General features: G+C 70.1%; 16 protein-coding genes. 9 read left to right on the top strand and 7 right to left on the bottom strand.

The window, feature by feature from the left end:
- Positions 1-97: 97 nt before the first annotated feature.
- The 5 genes from EDC82_RS01665 to EDC82_RS14685 form a co-directional block, all read right to left on the bottom strand.
- Positions 98-781 carry a type 1 glutamine amidotransferase domain-containing protein gene (locus tag EDC82_RS01665; protein WP_006947030.1) on the bottom strand — a complete coding sequence of 228 codons (684 nt, stop codon included), beginning with the start codon at positions 779-781 and terminating at the stop codon, positions 98-100.
- 271 nt (positions 782-1,052) lie between these two features.
- Entirely contained in the window at positions 1,053-1,511 is a 459-nt protein-coding gene (locus EDC82_RS01660; protein ID WP_006947037.1) for a hypothetical protein, read from the bottom strand.
- 39 nt (positions 1,512-1,550) lie between these two features.
- Positions 1,551-2,921: an NAD-dependent succinate-semialdehyde dehydrogenase gene (locus EDC82_RS01655; RefSeq protein WP_131940399.1), complete on the bottom strand. Its 1,371-nt coding sequence runs from the start codon at positions 2,919-2,921 to the stop codon at positions 1,551-1,553.
- 174 nt (positions 2,922-3,095) lie between these two features.
- Positions 3,096-4,424, bottom strand: a complete 1,329-nt coding sequence (locus tag EDC82_RS01650) for a sodium:proton antiporter (RefSeq protein ID WP_131940397.1) — start codon at positions 4,422-4,424, stop codon at positions 3,096-3,098.
- A gap of 237 nt (positions 4,425-4,661) precedes the next feature.
- Positions 4,662-5,909 carry a hypothetical protein gene (locus EDC82_RS14685; protein WP_200829268.1) on the bottom strand — a complete coding sequence of 416 codons (1,248 nt, stop codon included), beginning with the start codon at positions 5,907-5,909 and terminating at the stop codon, positions 4,662-4,664.
- Between the two features lie 258 nt (positions 5,910-6,167).
- Here EDC82_RS14685 and cydD point away from each other — a divergent pair, with 258 nt between their 5' ends.
- Together cydD and cydC are read left to right on the top strand one after the other, a co-directional pair.
- Positions 6,168-7,772: a thiol reductant ABC exporter subunit CydD gene (cydD, locus tag EDC82_RS01640; protein WP_131940395.1), complete on the top strand. Its 1,605-nt coding sequence runs from the start codon at positions 6,168-6,170 to the stop codon at positions 7,770-7,772.
- Entirely contained in the window at positions 7,769-9,580 is a 1,812-nt protein-coding gene (gene cydC / locus EDC82_RS01635) for a thiol reductant ABC exporter subunit CydC (protein ID WP_131940393.1), read from the top strand. The genes cydD and cydC overlap by 4 nt, the downstream gene beginning before the upstream one ends.
- Before the next feature lie 250 nt (positions 9,581-9,830).
- On the opposite strand, the gene EDC82_RS01630 is transcribed toward cydC, so the two are convergent.
- Entirely contained in the window at positions 9,831-12,584 is a 2,754-nt protein-coding gene (locus EDC82_RS01630) for a DivIVA domain-containing protein (protein WP_131941977.1), read from the bottom strand.
- A 321-nt stretch (positions 12,585-12,905) separates the two neighbouring features.
- Here EDC82_RS01630 and EDC82_RS01625 point away from each other — a divergent pair, with 321 nt between their 5' ends.
- Both EDC82_RS01625 and EDC82_RS01620 read left to right on the top strand, forming a co-directional pair.
- Positions 12,906-13,538, top strand: coding sequence for a TetR/AcrR family transcriptional regulator (locus EDC82_RS01625; protein WP_074039661.1), 633 nt, complete (start codon positions 12,906-12,908; stop codon positions 13,536-13,538).
- A 162-nt stretch (positions 13,539-13,700) separates the two neighbouring features.
- On the top strand, positions 13,701-16,304 hold the full coding sequence (locus tag EDC82_RS01620) for an MMPL family transporter (RefSeq protein ID WP_131940391.1): 2,604 nt from the start codon (positions 13,701-13,703) through the stop codon (positions 16,302-16,304).
- 154 nt (positions 16,305-16,458) lie between these two features.
- On the opposite strand, the gene EDC82_RS01615 is transcribed toward EDC82_RS01620, so the two are convergent.
- Positions 16,459-16,953, bottom strand: a complete 495-nt coding sequence (locus EDC82_RS01615) for a hypothetical protein (RefSeq protein WP_131940389.1) — start codon at positions 16,951-16,953, stop codon at positions 16,459-16,461.
- Here EDC82_RS01615 and EDC82_RS14440 point away from each other — a divergent pair.
- The 5 genes from EDC82_RS14440 to EDC82_RS01595 all read left to right on the top strand — a co-directional run bounded on the left by EDC82_RS14440 (position 16,943) and on the right by EDC82_RS01595 (position 20,490).
- Complete coding sequence (locus EDC82_RS14440) at positions 16,943-17,272, top strand: hypothetical protein (protein ID WP_143181519.1); 330 nt, start codon at positions 16,943-16,945, stop codon at positions 17,270-17,272. The genes EDC82_RS01615 and EDC82_RS14440 overlap by 11 nt on opposite strands.
- A gap of 80 nt (positions 17,273-17,352) precedes the next feature.
- Positions 17,353-18,390 carry a biotin synthase BioB gene (bioB, locus tag EDC82_RS01610; protein WP_131940387.1) on the top strand — a complete coding sequence of 346 codons (1,038 nt, stop codon included), beginning with the start codon at positions 17,353-17,355 and terminating at the stop codon, positions 18,388-18,390.
- Positions 18,391-18,416: 26 nt separating this feature from the next.
- Entirely contained in the window at positions 18,417-18,719 is a 303-nt protein-coding gene (locus EDC82_RS01605; protein ID WP_131940385.1) for a hypothetical protein, read from the top strand.
- 110 nt (positions 18,720-18,829) lie between these two features.
- Entirely contained in the window at positions 18,830-19,084 is a 255-nt protein-coding gene (locus EDC82_RS01600; RefSeq protein ID WP_131940383.1) for a hypothetical protein, read from the top strand.
- 98 nt (positions 19,085-19,182) lie between these two features.
- Positions 19,183-20,490 (top strand): ISL3 family transposase, encoded by a 1,308-nt coding sequence (locus EDC82_RS01595; protein ID WP_083604063.1) that lies wholly within the window; start codon positions 19,183-19,185, stop codon positions 20,488-20,490.
- Positions 20,491-20,492 lie beyond the last annotated feature (2 nt).

The following is a 20,492-nucleotide window of genomic DNA, read 5'->3' as shown; positions in this document are numbered from 1 at the left end:
AATCGGCCCTTCGCCGGCCGCCCGTGAACACCGAAGGCGCCTGGACCCCATGGGGATCCAGGCGCCTTCAGCATGTTCGCGCGTGGCGCCGCCAGGCTCAGCTCAGGCGCTCGAGCAGCTTCTTGGCGAGCGCCTCGGACGATGCCGGGTTCTGACCCGTCAGCAGGTCACCGTCGACGACGGTGAACGGCTGCCAGGCGGGGCCGGTCGAGACGTCGGCGCCGAGTTCGCGCAGCCGGTCCTCCAGCAACCACTTGGCCTTGTCAGCCTTGCCGGCGGCCTTCTCCTCCTCATTGGAGAAGCCGGTGATCTTGCGTCCGGCGACGACGGGCTCGCCCGCCGACGTCCGCGCCGGGAGCAGCGCTGCCGGGCCGTGGCACACGATCGCGACAGGCTTGCTGCCCTTGAGCGCGTCCGCGATGAGCTTGCCGGACGTGGCGTCCTGCGCAAGGTCTTCCATCGGGCCGTGCCCACCCGGGTAGAACACCGCGTCATAGTCGCCGAGGACGACGTCCTCGAGCTTCATGGGGTGCTGCAGGCCGTCGATCGCGTCGAGGTCAGGACGCACGTCAGCGCCGCCGTTCGCGTCGGGGGCGAGGCTGACCTCATCGGCCACCGGCGTCACACCGCCGGGCGTGGCGAACGTGACCGAGTGACCTGCCCCGGTGATCAGACGGTAGGGGGTGAGAAGTTCTTCCGCCCAGTAACCCGTCGGGACGCTCGAGCCGTCGGCCAGGGTCCAGGAGCGGGCGCCGGTGACGACGAAGAGAACGTTGGACATGTCAATCTCCTTGGTGATTCAGTGAGCGGCGTCCGCATCGGGGCGAGTCGTCACTCGTGGTAGGTGAGGCACTCCTCGATCGGCCAGCCGAGCTGCTGCCACATCGGCAGCTTGTTCCACTCCTTGACGAATTCGACGAGCTTGTCGTCTTCGACGCGGAACAGGGCGCATGTGTACTCGTGCGCGAGGTCGAGGTTGGCCTTCTCGGTCTACGTGAGCTGCGTGGTGTCTGACATTGGGGTCTCCTTCGCTTGGGTGCGAAACGGTGAGATCAGCGACGCGAGCCGCGTCGGGGGAAGCCGGCCGCCGACAGCGCCGCAGCGATGAGGGCGGGCTGGCCGAACAGGCGGACGAGGCGCTTGGTGTCGGTGTCGAGGCCGAAGGCGTCGTGCCGCTCCGCGTACTGGCTGATGTTGCCGGGGAAGATCGCGGCGTAGAAGGCGGCGAGCGCCACCCCCACCGCAGCGCGACGCTGCGGCAGGGTGAGCATCGCCGCACCGAACGCGACCTCGACGACACCGGAGGCGAGGACGACGACGTCCTTGTCCATCGGGAACCAGTCCGGCACCTGCGCCTGGAAGTCCTTGCGGGCGAACGTCAGGTGCGAGACACCGGCGAACGACATGAAGGCTCCGAGGCCGAGACGGGCCACCTCCTGCCCACGGGTCGCAGGCGGGGCCGGCTCGGCAAGTGACCGGACGGACTCGATCAGTCGGGTGAAACGAGTCATGGTTGTTTCCTCCTCGCGTCGCGGGTCACGACGCATCGATCACTTGGCGACGCGGACGAGCTTCGTGTTGGCGAATTCGCCGAAGCCCCAGCGTCCGAGCTCACGCCCGTAACCGGAGCGGCGCACACCACCGAATGGCAGGCCGGCCTTCGTCGTGCCGTGCTCGTTGACATAGGCCATGCCGACCTCGAGGCGTCGGGCGATCTGCTCCGCCTTGTCGGTGTCCTTGCCCCAGACGGAGCCGGACAGGCCGAAGGAGGAGTCGTTGGCGAGCTCGACGGCTTCGTCGATCGAGTCGTAGGAGTAGACGACGGCGACGGGGCCGAAGATCTCCTCCTTGAAGGCGTCCATCTCACGCGTGACACCGGTGAGCACGGCGGGGGCCATCCAGGCGCCGTCCTGCTCGAGCGCCGTGCCACCCGTGCGCAGGGTTGCACCCTGCTCGACGGCGCGCTCGACCTGGGCGATCGCGTCGTCGCGAGCCTCGACCGACGAAAGCGGGCCCATGTCCGTGCCCTCGTCGTCCGGGTTGCCGACCTTCATGCCCTCGACGGTGGCGACAACGCCGTTGACGAAGTCGTCGAACATCGTCGACGGAACGAAGATGCGCTTCGGGGAGTTGCAGGCCTGCCCGGCGTTGCTCATGCGCGCGGTGGCGACGGCCTTCGCCGTCTCGGCGACGTCGACGTCGTCGAGGACGATGAGCGCGTCCGAGCCACCGAGTTCGAGGACGCTCTTCTTGAGGTTCTGCGACGCGGTCTCGGCGACGGCCTTGCCGGCGCCCTCGCTACCGGTCAGGGAGACGCCGCGCACGCGCGGGTCCTCGATGATCGACGTGATCTGCTCGTTGCTGACGAACAGGTTGATGTAGGCATCCTGCGGCACACCCGCGGCGTGGAGGATCTCCTCGATCAGTTCGGCCGTGCGCGCGCAGATCGAGGCGTGCTTGAGCAGGATCGTGTTGCCGAGCATGAGGTTCGGCGCGACGAACCGCGCGACCTGGTAGTGCGGGAAGTTCCAGGGCATGACGCCCATGAGCACACCGATCGGGTCGGTGACGACGAGCGACTTCGCGTCGTCGCCGATGTTCAGCTGCTCCTCGACGAGCAGCTCCTCACCGTGCTCGGAGTACCAGCGGAAGATCGACGACGCGAGCGCGACCTCACCCTGCGCCTGCGCGAGCGGCTTGCCCATCTCGGCGCCGATGACACGGGCGAGCTCGTCGGCGCGCTCGTCGTAGATGTCGGCGACCTTGGCGAGGACGGCGGCGCGCTCGGACGCGTCCGTCGTGCGCCACGTGCCGAACGCGGCGTCGGCGCGCTCGATGGCGCGGGTGACGTCAGCATCCGTCGCGGAGGTGTACTCCTTCTCGACGACGCCGGTGGCGGGGTTCTCGGTGCGGTAGGCCATGAGGTGTCTCCTTCAGATCGATGAGCTCTCTCATCGATCACAACACCACCGGCCCCCAGAAGCATTCCTGCACGCAGTTTTTCACCTCGAGGGGTGAGGAAAACGCGCCCGCGTGTGCGGCCCGGCCAGCCCGGTGCCGGGGTGCAGCGCAGGCGCCGCCGGGGCGCCGGTGGATCAAGCGTCCGCGAGCACCCGACGGTGGTTCGTGCGGTGACGTTCGAGCCACTTCATCGCGGGCGTGACGGTGGAGCCGTGCACGACGACGCTGACGATGATGGCGAGGGCGATCGTCGACCACAGCCAGTCGCTGCCCGCGAAGTCGGCGTGCCCCGTCGCGTACGCGATGTAGAAGATCGAGCCGATGCCGCGCACGCCGTAGAACGACGTGATCCAACGCTCCCCCGTCGTCAGGCCGACGGCCTTCGCCGTGTCGTCGCGCCGCCCGAGCAGCGACAGCCACGCCCCGCCGGGCCTGATGACGAGGATGAGGGCCGCGACGATGACGGCACTGCGCCAATCAGCGTGCGCGAGAACACCGTTCGTCGCCGCCGCGCCGAGCAGCAGGAGCATGACGAGGGTGAGGATCTGCTCGAGACGTTCGATGAACGCGTGCATGTCCGCGTAGTAACGGTGGCCGCGCTCGGCCTGACGCATCGCCATCGCCGTGACGAACACGGCGAGGAACCCGTACCCGCCGGCGAGCTCCGTCAGCCCGTACGAGCACATGATCGCCGCGAGCGCGGCGAGCGGCTCACCGGCGTCGGCGAGGCGATACTTCTTCGCCGGCAGCCGGAAGAACAGCTTGCCGAGCACCCACCCGACGACGAGGCCGACGGCCACGCCGAGCGCGACCTTGCCGACGAGTTCCCAACCGAGCCACTTCCACCCCCAGTGCGACGGCGAGCCCTCGCTCGCCCACAGGATCGCGGCGTAGACGAACGGGAACGCGAGACCGTCGTTGAGACCGGCCTCCGACGTCAGCGCGAACCGCACCTCGTCCGACTCGTCGATCTCGGTGTCCTGCGTCATCTCCTGCGTGGCCTCGGTCTGCGGCCCATCGACCTGGACGTCGGAGGCAAGCACCGGGTCCGTCGGGGCGAGCGCCGCGGCGAGCAGCAACGCCGTCGGCGCGGCCAGACCGAGCGTCCAGCCGAGCAGTGAGACGCCCACGATGCCGAGCGGCATCGCGATGGCGAGCAGACGCCACGTCGGCGCCCACGCGCGCCACGACGTCAGGCTGCGAACGCGCATCGGCCGATCGAGGGCGAGACCGACACCCATGAGCGCGACGAGCACCGTCGCCTCGGAGGCATGCAGGACGAACGCCTCGTGCTCCTGCGGCGAGAACGTGAACCCCTTCGGCATCGGCGCGAGGCCGACGAGCGCCCCGACGCCGAGCAGCACCATCGGCGTCGACAACGGGAAGCGCTCGACGGCGGTCGGGAGGAAGACCGCGAGCAGCAGCGCGAAGCCGAGCACGATCCAGACGAGGTCAATGGCCACGAGACGCCTTCGATTCAGTGGGAACTCAGGGGGAGGGATTCGCTCGCGACAGTAGGCGATGAGCGCACCCGCCGCACGTCGGCGTCCGAGCGCGCACCCCGTCGGCCCTGCGCTGCGCGTCGTGTCCAGCCCGCGTGGCACCTGGGATCCGCGCCGATTCGAAGGCCAGCCGGACGCACCACACCCCACCGGGCGAGGGCCAGGGTGGGGCGTGGTCAGCGGTTCAGGACCGCGGCGTCACTGCTGAAGGCGACGGCGAGCGACGACGATGCCGCCGAGCGCACCCGCACCGACGAGACCCGCGACGCCGAGCGAAAGGGCGTTGGTGTCGTCACCCATGCGGTCGGTCTCGACCTTGGGGCCCGTGCCGGGCGTGGTCGCAGCCGTCGTCGACGTCGTCGTCGTCGGGACGGTCGTGTTGGTCGTCGGCGTCGTCGGAACCGGGGTGGTCGGAACCGGCGTCGTCGGAACCGGGGTGGTCGGGACCGGCGTCGTCGGAGCCGGCGTGGTCGGAGCCGGCGTGGTCGGAGCAGGCGTGGTCGGGACCGGCGTCGTCGGGGTGGGGGTCGGCTCGGTCGGCTTCGGCGTCGGCGTCGTGGGCTCCGGGGTCGGGTCCGTCGGCGTCGGGTCCGTCGGCGTCGGGTCCGTCGGCGGGACGACGATCGTCACAGTCTTCGACACGATGCGCTGGCTCGTGCAGACATCGGCGCTCAGCGTCACCTCGTAGGTACCCGGCTTCGGGAAGGTGACGACGACAGGATCGCCGCTCAGCATCACCGGGTCGAACTCGACCGAGCCGTGCTTCGTGCAGGTGGCACGCTTGATGCCACCCTTCGTGGCGCCGCCGGAGACCTCGGCACCTTCGGGGAACGCCATCGTGTACACGAGCGGCACACCGTACTTGGCGTGCTTGTCGCGGCCGTACTTCATCTCGTGCTGTGTGCCGGTGACGGAGGGCACGAGGGTCGCGGTCAGGCCGTCCACGGTGTACTCGATGTGCGCGGCGGCGCTCACCTTCGGCGCGGGCGCCGGCTTGGCGATTTTGACGGTCGTCGTCTTCTCGACCGTCTGCAGGCCGCCCTCACCGCAGAAGTAGCCGGTGGCCGTGATCGTGTACGTGCCCGCCTTGCGGTAGGTGTGCGAGTAGCCCGAGGAGACCGAGTCACGGAACGGCGAGGTCGGGCCGGTCGTCTCGCAGGTGAGGCCGGGGCGACCGTCGTAGCCGTCGGGGTCGCTGTCGTCGCCGTAGTCGACGAAAAACGCCATCGCGCCGTAGCGGCTCATCGCCTTCCGGCCGTCGTTGGCGTAGTACTGGACGCCGCTGTCCTTGTAGGCGACGTCGACCGTCTTGCCCGTGACGGTCGCACCGAGAGTGATCGTCATCGACGGTTCCTGGGCGGCGTTGGCGGCGGGCGCCACGATCGTCGCGGCGCCGAACAACGACGCGACGGCGACGGCCTTGGTGACACGAATCGAGCGGCTCATGGGTTCTCCTGAGAATCTGCTGGTCCTGGTTTCGTCCGCGCGCGCCGCCCGGGATCGATCGACGCAGGCGCAGAGTGCGCGAGCCTCCCGAACCGCACGCCGACAGGTGCTGGCAGCCATGAGAAGCCCTCCCGCGCTCACCCTACCCAGCACGGACACGCCGCAGTGAGTTGGGTCACAAGGTTCCCCGAGGGCTCTCTCGTACATCCCGTTTCGCCCGTTGCGAGGGCTGTCACCGTCGGCTGCGAGAATGGGGCCATGCGTCCGTTCGACCCCCACCTGCTGCGCGCCGCGCCCGCCACCCGCCTCCCGGTCGCCGTGCTGGCCCTGCTGGGCGGCCTCGGCGGCATCGTGGCGATCGCACAGGCCGTGGCGGTGGCGCACCTCGTCGTCGCCGTCGTCGAGGGGCACGCGCTGCTGACGCCGGGCCTGTGGGTGCTGGCGCTGTTCGCAGCCCGCGGAATGCTTTCCGGCGCAACCGAACTCGCGGCAGCCCACGCGGGTGCACGCGTCTCCGGCGCACTGCGCGAGGCCGCGATGCGCCGCTGGATGACGCAGACGGCGGACGAACGCCCCGCACCGAGCGCGATGCTGACGATGGCGACGAAGGGTGCCGCCGCCGTCGAGCCGTACGTCGCGCGCTATCTGCCGGCGCTCGTCACCGCGGGCGTCGTGCCGGTGCTCGCCGTCGTCGCGATGCTGTGGGTCGACTGGCGCAGCGCGCTCATCGTCATCGTCACCCTGCCGTTGCTGCCGCTGTTCGCCGCGCTCATCGGCAAGTACACGCAGCGCGCCACGGCGGAACGCTGGGTCGAGACGACGATGCTCGCCGGTCACTTCGCCGACGTCGTTGCCGGGCTGCCGACGCTCGTCGCATACGGGCGCGGCAACCATCAGGTCGAGCAGGTGCGCAAGGTCGGCGATCGTCACCGCAGCGCGACGATGCGGACGCTCCGCATCGCGTTCCTCTCCTCCGCAGCCCTCGACCTGCTCGCGACGATCTCCGTCGCGATGGTCGCTGTCGCCGTCGGCCTGCGCCTCGCGAACGGCCACGTCTCCCTGCTGACCGGCCTCATGGCGATCCTCATCGCCCCGGAGGCCTACTGGCCGATCCGTCGCGTCGGGCAGGAGTTCCACGCGGCGGCCGACGGCGCCGAAGCCATCGACTCGCTGCTCGCCGACGAGCGTGAACGCCCCTGGCACGCCCCCGCACCCGAGACGTCGAGCGGCCTCGCGCGCGCCATGATGAGCGGCGTCACCTACACCTACCCGGGCCAGAGCGCGCCCGCGATCACGCACACGACGGGAGTCGTCCGCGACGGCCTCACGGCCCTAACCGGCCCGAGCGGCTCCGGCAAGTCGACGCTGCTCGAGATCCTCGCCGGCGCGCGCAGGCCCGATTCGGGGCGCCTCGAGGTGCCCAGCACGCACCTCGTCAGCCAACGTGCGTTCATCGCGCCGATGTCGGTGCGTGCCAACCTCGAGCTCGGCAACGACGCGAGCGTCGACGAGATGCGCACCGCGATGGCGGCCACGGGGTTCGACGACGTCGTCCTGTCGCTGCCCGACGGGGTGCGAACATCGCTGGGCGACAACGGTTTCGGCTTGTCCGCCGGGCAACGCGCGCGTCTCGTGCTGACGCGCGCCTGGCTCTCCGGCGCGGCCATGGTGCTGCTCGACGAACCGACCGCCCACCTCGACCCGGCGAGCGCCGCCGACATCCGCTCGGCCATCGTCGCGCTGAGCAAGCGCAAGCCGGTCGTCGTCGTCACCCATGACGACGCCCTTGCCGCCGCAGCCGACCATCAGTGGCGCGTCTCCGCCCGCTCACCCCAGCGTTACGAACAGGAGGTGACGGCATGAGCAGCGCTGCCTCACAAGCCGATTCGAACAGTGCGTCACGCGAGGGCGTGACACATGCCGATGTGACGCCCGACGATGTGGCACCCGCCGACGACGCGCGAGGCGGCCTCGCGCGCGCGGGCGGATCGCGCCCGGATCGGCGCCGCCCGCTGCTCGTGCCGGTGCGCGGCGTCATCATCGCGGGCCTCATCGGCGCTCTCGCGTTCGCCTGCGGCGTGGCGCTGACGGCGACGTCCGGCTGGCTCATCGTGCGCGCGAGCCAGCGCCCCATCGTCCTCACGCTGCTGACGGCGATCGTCGCGGTGCGCACGTTCGGCATCGGACGCCCCGTCTTCCGGTACGTCGAGCGGCTCGTCTCGCACAACGCGGCGCTGGCCGACCTCACCGAGCGGCGCACGGCGGCCTACCGTCAGCTGCTGCCGCTCACGCCCGCCCGGTTGGGCACTCGCCGACGCGCCGATCTGCTCTCCGGTGTCGTGCGCGATCTCGACGACGAGGTCGACATCCAGGTGCGCGTCATCGTCCCCCTCATCACGACGGTCGGTGCTGCCGCGGTGGCGCTCGTCGCGACGTTCCTCATCCATCCGCCGGCCGGGTTCGTCATGCTCGGGTTCATCGTCGTCGCGGCGCTCGTCGGGTGGCTGGATCTCGCCCTCGAGCGGCACGGGCAGGCGGCGTCCCTCAAGGCGCGCGGCCATGTCGATCGCGTCGCGCACCTCGTGAGCTCCGGCGCCACCGAACTCGCGGCGATCGGCGCGACGGACGCTCCGATGGCGTGGCTCGCGCACGCGCAGAAGAACGTCGAGAAGGCCGCGACGGCGCAGGCACGCGGCCGCGCCGCAGGTGTTGCGCTCACGCTCCTCGCGACGGGCGCCGCCACCCTGCTCATGGCGTGGACGCTCGACGGCGAGGTCAGGTCGGGCGCCATCGACGGGCCGTTCGCCGCGCTGCTGCTGCTGACGCCGCTGGCGCTCGGCGACGTCGTCGGGCTCATCCCGGACGCGGTCGGTTCGTTCGCGCGCTCGGCCGCGGCCCGGGATCGTCTGCAGGCGCTGCTGACGCAGGAACCCGCCGTCGCCGCCCGCGGCACGCACGGCGTCGCCGACGGCGCGCCGACGATCGAACTCGACGACGTCACCGCGTCGTGGACGGGCGCGCGCACCGACACCGGCCCGCACACGCTGACGATCGCGCCGGGCGAGCATCTCGCCATCACCGGCCCGAACGGGTGCGGCAAGTCGACGCTGCTCGCCGTCCTCGCCCGGCACCTCGACCCCAGCGGCGGCACCTGCCGCTGGGACGGCGTCGACGTGCGTGATCTCGACGCCGACGCCGTGCGCTCGCGCATCGCGTTCGTCGACGACGACCCGCACCTGTTCGCCGGGACGCTTGGCGCCAATCTGCTTCTCGCGCAGCCGGGTGCGAGTGACGACGAGGTGCGCGCGGCACTGCGTCGCGCCGGCCTCGGTGGGTGGCTCGACGAGCTCACCGACGGCCTCGACACCCATCTCGGCGAGTACCTCGTCGGCGCCGGTCGTGACGGCGCCGAGACGGCCGGCACGGCGACCGAGCGCTCCATCTCCGGCGGCGAACGCGCCCGCCTCGGCATCGCGCGTGCACTGCTGAGCGAACGCCCCGTGATCGCGCTCGACGAACCCGTCGCTCACCTCGACGGCCCGACCGCCGACGCCGTCATCCGCGACCTGCTCGAAGCCAGTGACGGGCGCACCGTCGTCATGGTGAGCCACCACCCAGTCGCCTTCGATGCGCTCGACCGCGTCGTCGAGTTGGAGTTCGCGCGAGCCTGATCACCTCGGGCCGGTCGGCGTTCGGTGCGTCGATGGACCAGGACGGCGAGCATCGCTGCCCGTGGGTCAAGAACGCACCGCCGGCGCGGGGTCGTCGGTGCGCCGAGCACCGCGGTCTCAGGGTGGCGACGCGCCGATGGGCAACGCCCAGCGAGTCAGAGAACGCCCACCGGTTCCTCAGCCCGCCACACGTTGCCCACCAGGATGGACGCGCCGGGGCGGCGCCTCAGTGGCCTCGCCCAGCCCAGAATCAGCCCCTGAAGATGCGACGCAGAATGCCCTTGCGGGACGTGTCGTCCCGCGCCGGCAACGGCTTGGGCGCCTCGATCGTCTCCGGCTGCTTCACGGCGTCGATCGGCTCGGCTGCGTCGATGGGCTCCGGACGTCCGACGCTCCAAGCGTCGTCTTCATCATCACTCGACGGGGCCTGACCGCCGTTCGCGGCCCGCGTGTCGTCGGAGGCACGTTGCGGCGACGTACTGGCCGCTGCGTCACCGCCCGATCCGTCCACCTGGGGCGCGGGGACGCTGGAGGACGCGTCTGACGAGTCACCCACCGTCCGGGCCGTCTCGGCAGACTCTCCCTCTGCAGCGTGGCCTGCAGCCGCGAGGCGTTCGCGCTCGGCCGCGCGGCGGGCGAGTTCGGCGGCGACGGGCGCCGGGGCGCCCATCGCGTCGCGATCGTCGTGGGGCTCACGCACGCGAGCGACCTCCTCCTTGGCGGGTGCGACTCTGCGAAGCGCTGCAAATGCCGGCGCGGGCGCCTCGTCGTCTCCCCCGGCGGCTGCGTTACCTGTCACTGACGACTCGTCATCGGGCGCAGCAGTGTGGGCGTCGGACGCGGAGGTCTCGTCACGCGACTCGAACGCCTCACCCACGTGCGCCGACGCTTCGCGACGCGAGCCGGGCACCGCATCATGCGACGTGGGGGTCTCGTCGTGGCGTGCGCCGGCGTCGTCCACCTGAGCACGCGACGTGCCATCCGCCTCGGGCGACGGCAGGCGCGGCGTCATCGCGGTCGGACCGCTCGGCTGGGCGAAGGGATCGAAGTCGTTTCCGGCGTGCGGGTCGAACGCGGCGACCGGCGCCTCGTCGGCAAACGGGTCGTCCGCGGCCACGTCGGAGGGATGAGACGCGACGGCCGGGTCACGCGACACGATCGGCTCGTCCCACGGCGACGACTCGGTCGTGGCACCGGTCTGCGTCGAAGCGGGAGTAGCGTCGGACGGCGTGCGGTCGAACGCACCCCCGTCCATGCCAGCGTGATCGAGGACGGAATCCGCGGCTGCGGGGTCGGCGGCCGAGCCGACGCGGGTCTCATCGAGGTGACGCGGTTCGCTCTGGTGCTCGGCAACCACGTCGCTGCGGGGCGCCGCCGGCTCGATCGGCGGGATCTCGGAGCCGGCGGGCTCGGCGAGGACCTCGGGCGTGGCGTAGGCGCTGAACTCGGGGTGGTAGTGCCCCTCCGCCTGGCGGTCAGCGTCGGACATCGCACGGCGAACATCGCCGCGAGGCAACGGAACCCGATGATCCGTCGCAGGGTAGGAGATGATCGATTCTTCGCTGACAGGCTCGTGTACGACGGGCACCTCACCTGCGCTCTGGGCCTCTTCGCCCTGCTCATCGACGTGGTTCGCGTCCGCGGCCGACTCGGTGGACGCGTCGTCGGCAGCGCCGCCCGTCCACGACTGGCCCATCGAAGGACGGATGGTCGCCGCGCGCTGATCGCCCGGCTCGGCCGATCGCTGGACGTGTTCGATCGTCACGTCTCGCGACGCCTCGTCGCTCCTGTCGTCGCCCTCGTCGGCGGACGCGACCGCGTCGCGGCCAGAATCGTCGTCAGCGCCCTCGTCGTCGATCAGCTCGTCGCCGGTGGCGGCGAGTCCGCCACCAACAGGGTTCACCTGCGCCGACGCCTGCGACGCCTCGCGTCGGGCCTCGTCGCGCGCGTCGGCAGCTTCGTCGAGCGGCTCCCCACCGACGGGGTTGATGCCCTGCTGGACGGTCCGTTCGTCGTCGACGGCGTGCCCGTCACCCTCGACGGCGTCATCGACGACGCGGCCGCCCGCACCTGCCTCGACGACGTGCTCGTCACTGGGGCCGCGCCGCTCTGAGTCGCCCGCGACATCTTCTGCATCGACCACACGCTGGGTGCGGTGATCGTCCTGAGCGCCCGCGTCATCATGCGCACCGAGGAATCCCCTCGCCGGGTCGCCCTCAGACTCGGCGTCGCCAGTCGCGAGAGCAGGCGCCTCGTGGTCAGCGTGCTCGTCGGCGTCATCCCACGATCCGTCGGGACGCACCCGCGGCACCTGCACGCCGGGCTCGGCGAGCCTCTCGTGACGGGTCTCGTCGGTCGGCTCCTCATCCCACGCGCCGTCGGGGCGAACCTGCGGCACGCGCACCCCGGGCTCGCCGAACGAGCCCCCACGCGAGTCGTCGACCTGGTCGTAGCCACGCTCTGGGGTGGGCTCCGCGCCACCACGCTGATTGTCGGCGCCAGAACGAACGCCGTCGGTCACCGCGGCGCTCTGCCACTCGTCGTCGGCCCTGGTGTCACTCTGAACCGCGCCGCGCGGCGCGCCTGACGCGACGGCGAGCGCCGCGGCGTCACGGACACCACCGTCGTCGCGCCGGGGGTCGGCGAAATCGTCGTCGCTCAACCCACTCGCGGGCTCCCACTCATCGTCGGCGTGGAGCGTCTCGCCGCCGTGCGAACCGGAGGTCTCGGCGGCGAACAGGCGCTGAGCGACGCGGTCGAGCAGGTCGTCGACGTCGTCCATGTCGTAGCCGCCGTTGACGTCGGCGGCTCGCTCGGGAAACTCCGCCTCCACGACCTCGTGGGACGTCACGGCGTCGGTGACGCTGCCGTGGCCCTGCTCGAGCGCCGTCAGCGTCGCGATGACACGGTCGAGGAAGTCGTCCACGGCCACCTCGTCGTATCCCGGCGTGCCGGCCGCGGCGCGGCGAAACTCGGCGTCGTGCACCTCGCGAGCGGTGATCATGGCCAATCCCCTTCGTCGTGACGTGCGCCGTCGAACGGCGCTGTTCTCGACCGAGCCTAGCCACCGGCGGCGCGTTCGCCCATGCACCGCGCCGAGTCGTCCGATGACGCCGGACGCGGCCGCCGCTGCAGCCCCTTCACCGTGACGACCGATGTCCGCCCCAGGCTCCCTGCCCTGACGTCCGCCGCCACGCCCCGTCGCTCCATCGCAGCGAGCAGCACCCGCCGTGAGGCACGTCACCCCCGCCGTAGTTGCACCTAGTGCGACGAAAGTGCAACATTGCACTGCTGAAGATTTCAGTGCAACAGCCGAAGGGGGCCCGTGCACACCACAGCCTGCACCCAGCCCGCGTCTCGCACGGCGCGCGCGATGCGGCGTCTCGTCGAGATCCAGGAGGCCGCCGCAACCCTCGTCATCGAGCGGGGTTATGACGGTTTCACGATGGACGAATTGGCCGAACGCGTCGGCGTCAGCCGCCGCACCCTGTTCAATCACGTCCCGGACAAGGCCTCGGCCGTTCTCGGCCCGTTCGACGAGAACAACCCGCGCCCCGGGGCGCTCGAACTGTTCCTCGAGAAGCAGCCCCACGGCCGACTCGTCGACGATCTCGTCCACGCCATCGACACCGTCATCGCCTCCGCCGACGACCTGGACGCCACGAGCCCCGGACACCGCGCCCTCGTCAATCGGGCGATCATGTCCGACGCGAAGGTGATGCAACTCGTCGCCCACCGCTTCGAGGTCGTCGCCGCCATGCTGCGTGACGCCATCGCCCAGCGGGAGGGGTGGGAGCCGTCAGATCTGCGGGCCCGCGTCCTCGCCACGACGATGCTGAGTATGCTCAAGCTGACGCTCGAGGATTTCGCGGGCGGCCAGGACGCTCCGCCGATCGACTTCACGACCCGATTCCACGAGGTGCTCGCAGCCGCCGTCGAGGTGCACGAAGAGCACTGAGGCAGCGACGCCCGCCCTCTCAGACCCCCATCAGCCCTTGTCCGCGAGCCCGCCCGATCGGCCCACGTTCACCACCCGTCTCGCACCACCGTCTCATCACCACCGTCTCGACGCACTGCGTCGCGCATCCTTCGTCCACCCGCCACTCGCAAGGAGATCTTCGTGGCAAACATCCTCTACCGCCTCGGGCGGACGGCTTACAAGAAGTGGCCGTTCTTCCTCGTCGGCTGGCTCATCGCGATCCTCGCGGTCGGTGGTTTCGCCGCCGCCAAGAGCAAGCCGATGTCCAGCGAGTTCACCATCCCCGGCATCCCGTCGCTCGAGGCGGCCGAGATGCAGAAGGAGCTCTTCCCCGACGCCAAGGCTGCCGACAAGCAGGTCAACGGCCAGATCGTCCTGAAGGCGCCGGCGGGCCACACGCTCTCCGAGCAGCCGTACAAGGGCCAGATCGACGCGCTCGTCAAGAAGTTGCAGAGCGCACCGCAGATGCCGAAGGGCGCTGAGGCGCAGACCATCGCGAACCCCGTCGTCGCCGCGCAGATGCAGAGCAAGCAGCTCGTCGCGCAGTCGATGAAGCAGGGCATGACGAAGGAGCAGGCCGAGGCGAACGCCCAGGCCCTGTCGCCGCTGTCGAAGGACGGGCGCATCGGCACGATCTCGTGGAACTTCGATGTCGAGAACGTCATGGACATCAAGCAGGACACGCAGAAGCAGATCCGTTCGGATGCCGCGGCCGAGGCGAAGAACGGTCTGACGATCGTCGCCGGCGGTCAGGGCATGCAGGAGATGATGCAGCCCGGCGGCACCTCGGAGCTCATCGGCATCGCCGTCGCGCTCGTCGTCCTCGTCATCACGTTCGGTTCGTTCGTCGCGGCGGGCATGCCGATCCTCAACGCCGTCATCGGGCTGCTGCTGGGCACGCTCGGCATCACGGGTGCGACGTACTTCTTCGACCTGCCGGAGACGACGACGGCGCTCGCGTCGATGATCGGTCTCGCCGTCGGCATCGACTACGCGCTGTTCATCCTGTCGCGTTACCGCAGCGAGCTGCGGCACGTCGACCGGACGAAGAACGACGAGCGTGCCCACGCGATGGGTCGTGCCCTCGGGACGGCCGGCTCGGCCGTCGTGTTCGCCGGTCTCACCGTCCTCATCGCGCTGTCCGCATTCTCGGTGCTCGGCATCGGCATGCTGACGGCGATGGGTCTCGGCGCCGCGGGCACCGTCTTCGTCGCCGTCATGGTCAGCCTGACGCTGCTGCCCGCTCTCATGGGCATGCTCAAGGGCAAGGCGTTCGGTGGGCGGGTGCGCAAGGACACGACCGCCGACGACTCCGACCACGACTTCGTCAACGGTTCGGTCCGACTCGGTCGCGGCATCCGCAAGGCTCCGTGGGCCGTCGCGCTCGGCGTCGTCGCCCTTCTGGGCGTGCTCGCGGCACCCGTGAGCAACCTGCACCTCGGCCTGCCCTCCGACGCCACGGCGGAGAAGAACACCGAGGCGCGTCAGAGCGCCGACCTGCTCGCCGAGGGCTTCGGCCCGGGCAAGAACGCCCCGATGATCGCCGTACTCGACGGACGTGACATCAAGGTCTCCGGCACGGACGCCGCGGCGCAGAAGGAACTCGCCGGCAAGCAGATGCAGGCGTACGGCAAGGTCGTGCAGTGGGCGTCGAAGGAGGACGACGTCGCCAACGCGCAGATCGTCCAGATGGCGAAGAAGGGTGACGGCGCCGTCGTCATGATCACGCCGAAGACGGGCCCCGCCGACAAGAAGACCGACGACCTGCTGACGCGCCTGCGCGACGGTCAGGCCGACATCGAGAAGTCGAGCAACGTCAAGGTCGGCATCACCGGCCAGACGGCGATCGCCGCAGACGTGTCGGAGAAGCTCAACGACGCGCTCGCGCCGTACCTCGCCATCGTCGTCGGGCTCGCGTTCGTCCTGCTCGTGCTCGTGTTCCGTTCGATCGTCGTGCCGCTCCTCGCGACGCTGGGCTTCCTCGCCTCGATCCTCGCGACGCTCGGCGTGACGGTGAAGCTCGTCCAGGACGGCACGTTCGGCTGGTTCGACCCGCAGCCCATCATGAGCTTCATGCCGACGCTGCTCATCGGCATCGTGTTCGGCCTCGCGATGGACTACCAGGTCTTCCTCACCACGCGCATGCGTGAGGCGTACGCCCACGGCATGGACGCACGCGACGCCGTCATCGACGGTTTCCGCCACTCGGGCCGCGTCGTCGTCGCCGCCGCGCTCATCATGATCTCGGTGTTCGCCGCGTTCGCCTCGCAGGACAACGCGCTCATCAAGACGATCGGTGTGTCGCTCGCGACGGCCGTCTTCCTCGACGCGTTCCTCGTGCGCATGATCCTCATCCCGGCCGTCATGCTCATGCTGGGCAAGCACGCCTGGTGGATCCCGAAGTGGCTCGACAAGATCATGCCCAACGTCGACGTCGAAGGTGAGAGCCTCAGCCAGCACGGTGCGCGCCCCGGCTCGCCCGAGCACGCTGCGGAGCGCGCAGCCGCCGGCACGACCGATGGGGTCGCCGCTGCGGCTGCCGGCTCGGCCGCCTCGTCCGACGCTGCGGGGACGGAGACGGCGGGCACGACGACGGACGCGGACGCCTCGGAGCACGCGGCCACGACGCCCGGTCTGCACGGCGCGACGCCGGCGAGCATCGTCGAGGAACTCTTCGCCGGTGAGAGCCACTCGACGCCGAAGCACCTCGCCCGCGACGACGAGGACCGCCCGCGTACGAGCTGAGCGTCAGACACCCGGCCGGCTGAGCGCTGACCGACGAAGCGGGCTCCGCGACCATCTGGTCTCGGAGCCCGCTTCGTCGTGTCAGGAGCTTTCGTCCGTGAGGTGCCTGGTCCGTTGGGCGCTGCGTCCGTCAGGGGTTTCGCCCCTCAGCGGTTCAGACGCGCGGCAGGTAGACGCCCGTCGTCGCAGCCGCGAGGGCCCACACGGATGCTGCGAGGGTCGGGCCGTTGGCGCTGCGGTACACCGGCACCTCGGCGGCCTCTCCGGTCATGCCGGTGCGGCTCTTCGGGCCGTAGAACGCGCCGTTCCGGGCCGCCGGGTCGGTGGCGGCCATGAGTTCGGGCCCGGCGCCCTGGACGGCGTCCATGCTCGGCAGCACGTCGAGGTCCATGATGCGCATCATCATCGTCGTGCGTCCGGAACCGAGCGCGGCGGCGCCGGCGCTCTGCAGGTTGGTCTTCGTGTAGCCGGGGTGCGCGATGGTGGAAAGGAGCCTCCAGCCGCGCTCCTGCGACACGCGGGCGAGATGCAGGCCCATGAGCAGGTCGGCGAGCTTCGACTGGCCGTACGCGCGCCACGAGGAGTACTTCTTCTTCCACTCGAGGTCGGCGAAGTTGATCGACGCCGCCTGCGCGGCGATGCTCGACATCGTCGTGACACGCGGCGCGCCCCTCCAGCAGCGTCGGCAGGAGCAGGGTCGTCAGGACGAACGGGCCGAGGAAGTTGCTGCCCCACTGCAGTTCGTGGCCGTCCTTCGTCAGCATGCGCTCCGGGGGCGTCATGACGCCGGCGTTGTTGACGAGGACGTCGAGCCCCTTGCCGTCGCTGCGGATCTCGTCGGCGAGGGCGTGGGCCGAAACGTCGAGGCGGCGCTTCGTCGCGTGGTGAAACCCCACCCGCTCGGGTGGGTATGCCCACGGCCGCCCGGGATGCGGGAGGCGCGGCGGGCCCGCGCGCCCTGCTCCTGACGGGGCAAGGCATCCAACACCTACTCGCCGGTTCGGGACCGGCCCCCAATTCTCGGTTAATGGTCGTTAACCTAGGCCGCATGACTATCACCGACGCACCGCTCACGCAGGCTCCCACGTCCGACGAGGACGTTCTGGCGCGCGCTCGCCGCACCGTGCTCGAGGAGGGCAAGCCGCTCGGCTACGACGACCTCGTCGAGGTGCTGCGCACAGGTGACGATCGCCTCGAGGAGCTGCTGCAGCTCGCCCATGAGGTGCGCCTGAAGTACAACGGTGACGAGGTCGAGGTCGAGGGCATCGTCTCCCTCAAGACGGGCGGCTGCCCCGAGGACTGCCACTTCTGCTCGCAGTCGGGGCAGTTCACGTCGCCGGTGCGTTCGGTGTGGCTCAACATTCCGCAGCTCGTGCGCGCCGCGAAGCAGACGCGCGAGACGGGCGCGTCGGAGTTCTGCATCGTCGCCGCCGTGCGCGGGCCGGACGCGAAGCTCATGGAGCAGATGCGCGAGGGCGTCAAGGCGATCCACGACGAGGTCGACATCCAGGTCGCCGCGTCTCTCGGCATGTTGACGCAGGAGCAGGTCGACGACCTGCGCGACATGGGTGTGCACCGCTACAACCACAACCTCGAGGCCGCGAAGTCGTACTTCCCCGACGTCGTCACGACGCACACGTACGAGGAGCGCTGGGAGACGTGCACGATGGTCAAGGCCAGCGGCATGGAACTGTGCTGCGGTGGTCTCGTCGGCATGGGTGAGACGCTCGAGCAGCGCGCAGAACTCGCGTCGCAGCTCGCCGAGCTCGAGCCGCACGAGGTGCCGCTCAACTTCCTCAACCCGCGCCCCGGCACGCCGTTCGGCGACATCGAGCCGATGGAGTCGAACGACGCGCTGCGCACGATCGCCGCGTTCCGTCTCGCACTGCCGCGCACGATCCTGCGCTACGCGGGCGGCCGCGAGCTGACGCTCGGTGACCTCGGCACGCGTGACGGGCTCATGGGCGGCATCAACGCCGTCATCGTCGGCAACTACCTGACGACGCTCGGGCGCGACCCGAAGGAAGACCTGTCGTTGCTCGGCGAGCTCAACATGCCGATCAAGGCCCTCAACGCGACACTCTGACGCGCCCTGCACGAGAGATGACGACGATGAGTGACGCGACGCTGCCGGGCCGCGACCAGGGTGCGGTCGTGGGGGGCCCGGCTGTGCGTGGGCGGGGTTCGCAGGTCGCGGCGGCGGGCAACTCGGGTGATGCGCCCGCGTTCTGCACGCGGTGCGGCTTGGCGCCCGAGGCGGCCGACCACGCGACGTGCGCTCGGTGGCTCGCCTCGGAAGAGCCGCCGCGCTTCTGCGCGCAGTGCGCGCGGCGCATGAAGGTGCAGATCATCCCGACTGGATGGTCGGCCGAGTGCTCCCGTCACGGCGCGATCAGTGGCGGCGCCGGCGTCTGACCGCGCGCGGCCGGCAGACGCGACGTCGGGGGTGACCCGAGTCACATCTGAACGTATCCTGAGGGTTCAGGCATCGACAGGGGTCGAGGCCGATGTCGCGAGGGGGAACGATGCCCGAATTGACCTGTTCACACGTCAGCCGCCGGAATGCCCTCCTGGGCGGTGCGGGCGCCGCGGCCCTGGGCTGTGTCGCCACTTCGACGACGTCAGCACTGGCCGACACCACAGACCCCTCGTACCCGCGCTTCGGCGACAGCCGCTACCGCGTGCTGCACTACCAGATCGGTGACACGATCCTCACCGGCAGCTCGCCGCGGCTCTTCGGTTCGACGACGATGACGGGCTCTTCACAGATGAGGGTGTAGCGCGTAGTCAAGGATCGAACGGCGTGGCGCTGCCCGGGTAGGCGTCGAGGCCTTCCGATGATGGAAGTTCTCACACTGCCCATCTGGAAGACCTCGACGTGCCTGACGCTACCTTCACCGACCCTGACCTGACCATGTTCTGCCGCTTGAATGAGCTCGGCCTTGAGGCCACCGGTCAGCGCCTCGAGCCCGCCGGTGCGGTCCTGGCCTGTCGAGTCGTCGAACCCGACCGCTGGTGCCGACGCTGTGGCTGTGAAGGAACCGCGCGCGGCACGGTTGTCCGCCGGCTGGCCCACGAGCCGTTGGGGTGGCGTCCGACGACGTTGGAGGTCACGGTCCGCCGCTACCGGTGCACCGGCTGCGGCCACGTGTGGCGCCAAGACACGTCTTTGGCGGCCGAGCCACGCGCGAAGCTCTCCCGGCGAGGGCTGGCGTGGGCGCTGGAGGGCATCGTCATCGCACACCTGACGGTCGCGCGGGTCGCTGAGGGGCTCGGGGTTGCGTGGAACACCGCCAACGATGCCGTCCTGGCCCAGGGCACACGCGTCCTGATCGAGGACCCGAACCGCTTCGACGGCGTCCGCGTGCTCGGCGTCGACGAGCACGTCTGGCGGCACACACGCAAAGGCGACAAATACGTGACCGTGATCATCGACCTGACCCCGATCCGCGACCGCAGCGGCCCAGCACGACTGCTGGACATGGTCGAGGGCCGCTCCAAGCGAGTCTTCAAGGAGTGGCTCGCCGCTCGCCCTCAGGCATGGCGTGAGGCCATCGAAGTCGTCGCGATGGATGGCTTCACCGGGTTCAAGAGCGCCACCGCCGAGGAACTGCCCGACGCGGCTGCGGTGATGGATCCCTTCCACGTCGTGCGCCTTGCCGGTGATGCCCTCGACCAGTGCCGACGCCGAGTCCAGCAGGAACTGCACGGGCACCGCGGCCGCAAAGACGACCCGCTCTACCGTGCGCGTAGAACGTTGCACACCGGCGCGGGCCTGCTCACCGACAAGCAGCAGACCCGCCTGCAGGAGCTGTTCGTGCTCGAGGAGCACGTGCCCGTCGAGGCGACCTGGGGGATCTACCAGCGGATGATCGCGGCCTACCGCGAGAAGGACCGATCCCTCGGCCGCGCGGCGATGGAGGCGCTCATCGACGCCGTCAGCCAAGACGTCCCCGCCGGGCTGGACGAGTTGCGCAAGCTCGGTCGGACCCTGAAGGCTCGCGCCACCGACGTGCTGGCCTACTTCGAGCGGCCTGGCACCAGCAATGGCCCCACAGAGGCGATCAACGGACGCCTGGAGCACCTGCGCGGCTCGGCCCTGGGCTTCCGCAACCTGACCAACTACATCGCCAGATCCCTGCTCGAGTCCGGCGGATTCAGACCTCAACTACACCCTCATCTGTGAAG

The sequence above is a fragment of the Dermacoccus sp. SAI-028 genome, from assembly GCF_004346775.1.
Taxonomy (GTDB): domain Bacteria; phylum Actinomycetota; class Actinomycetes; order Actinomycetales; family Dermatophilaceae; genus Dermacoccus; species Dermacoccus nishinomiyaensis.
Note: the sequence above shows the minus strand (reverse complement) of the source record. Positions and strands in the feature narration are given on the sequence as shown.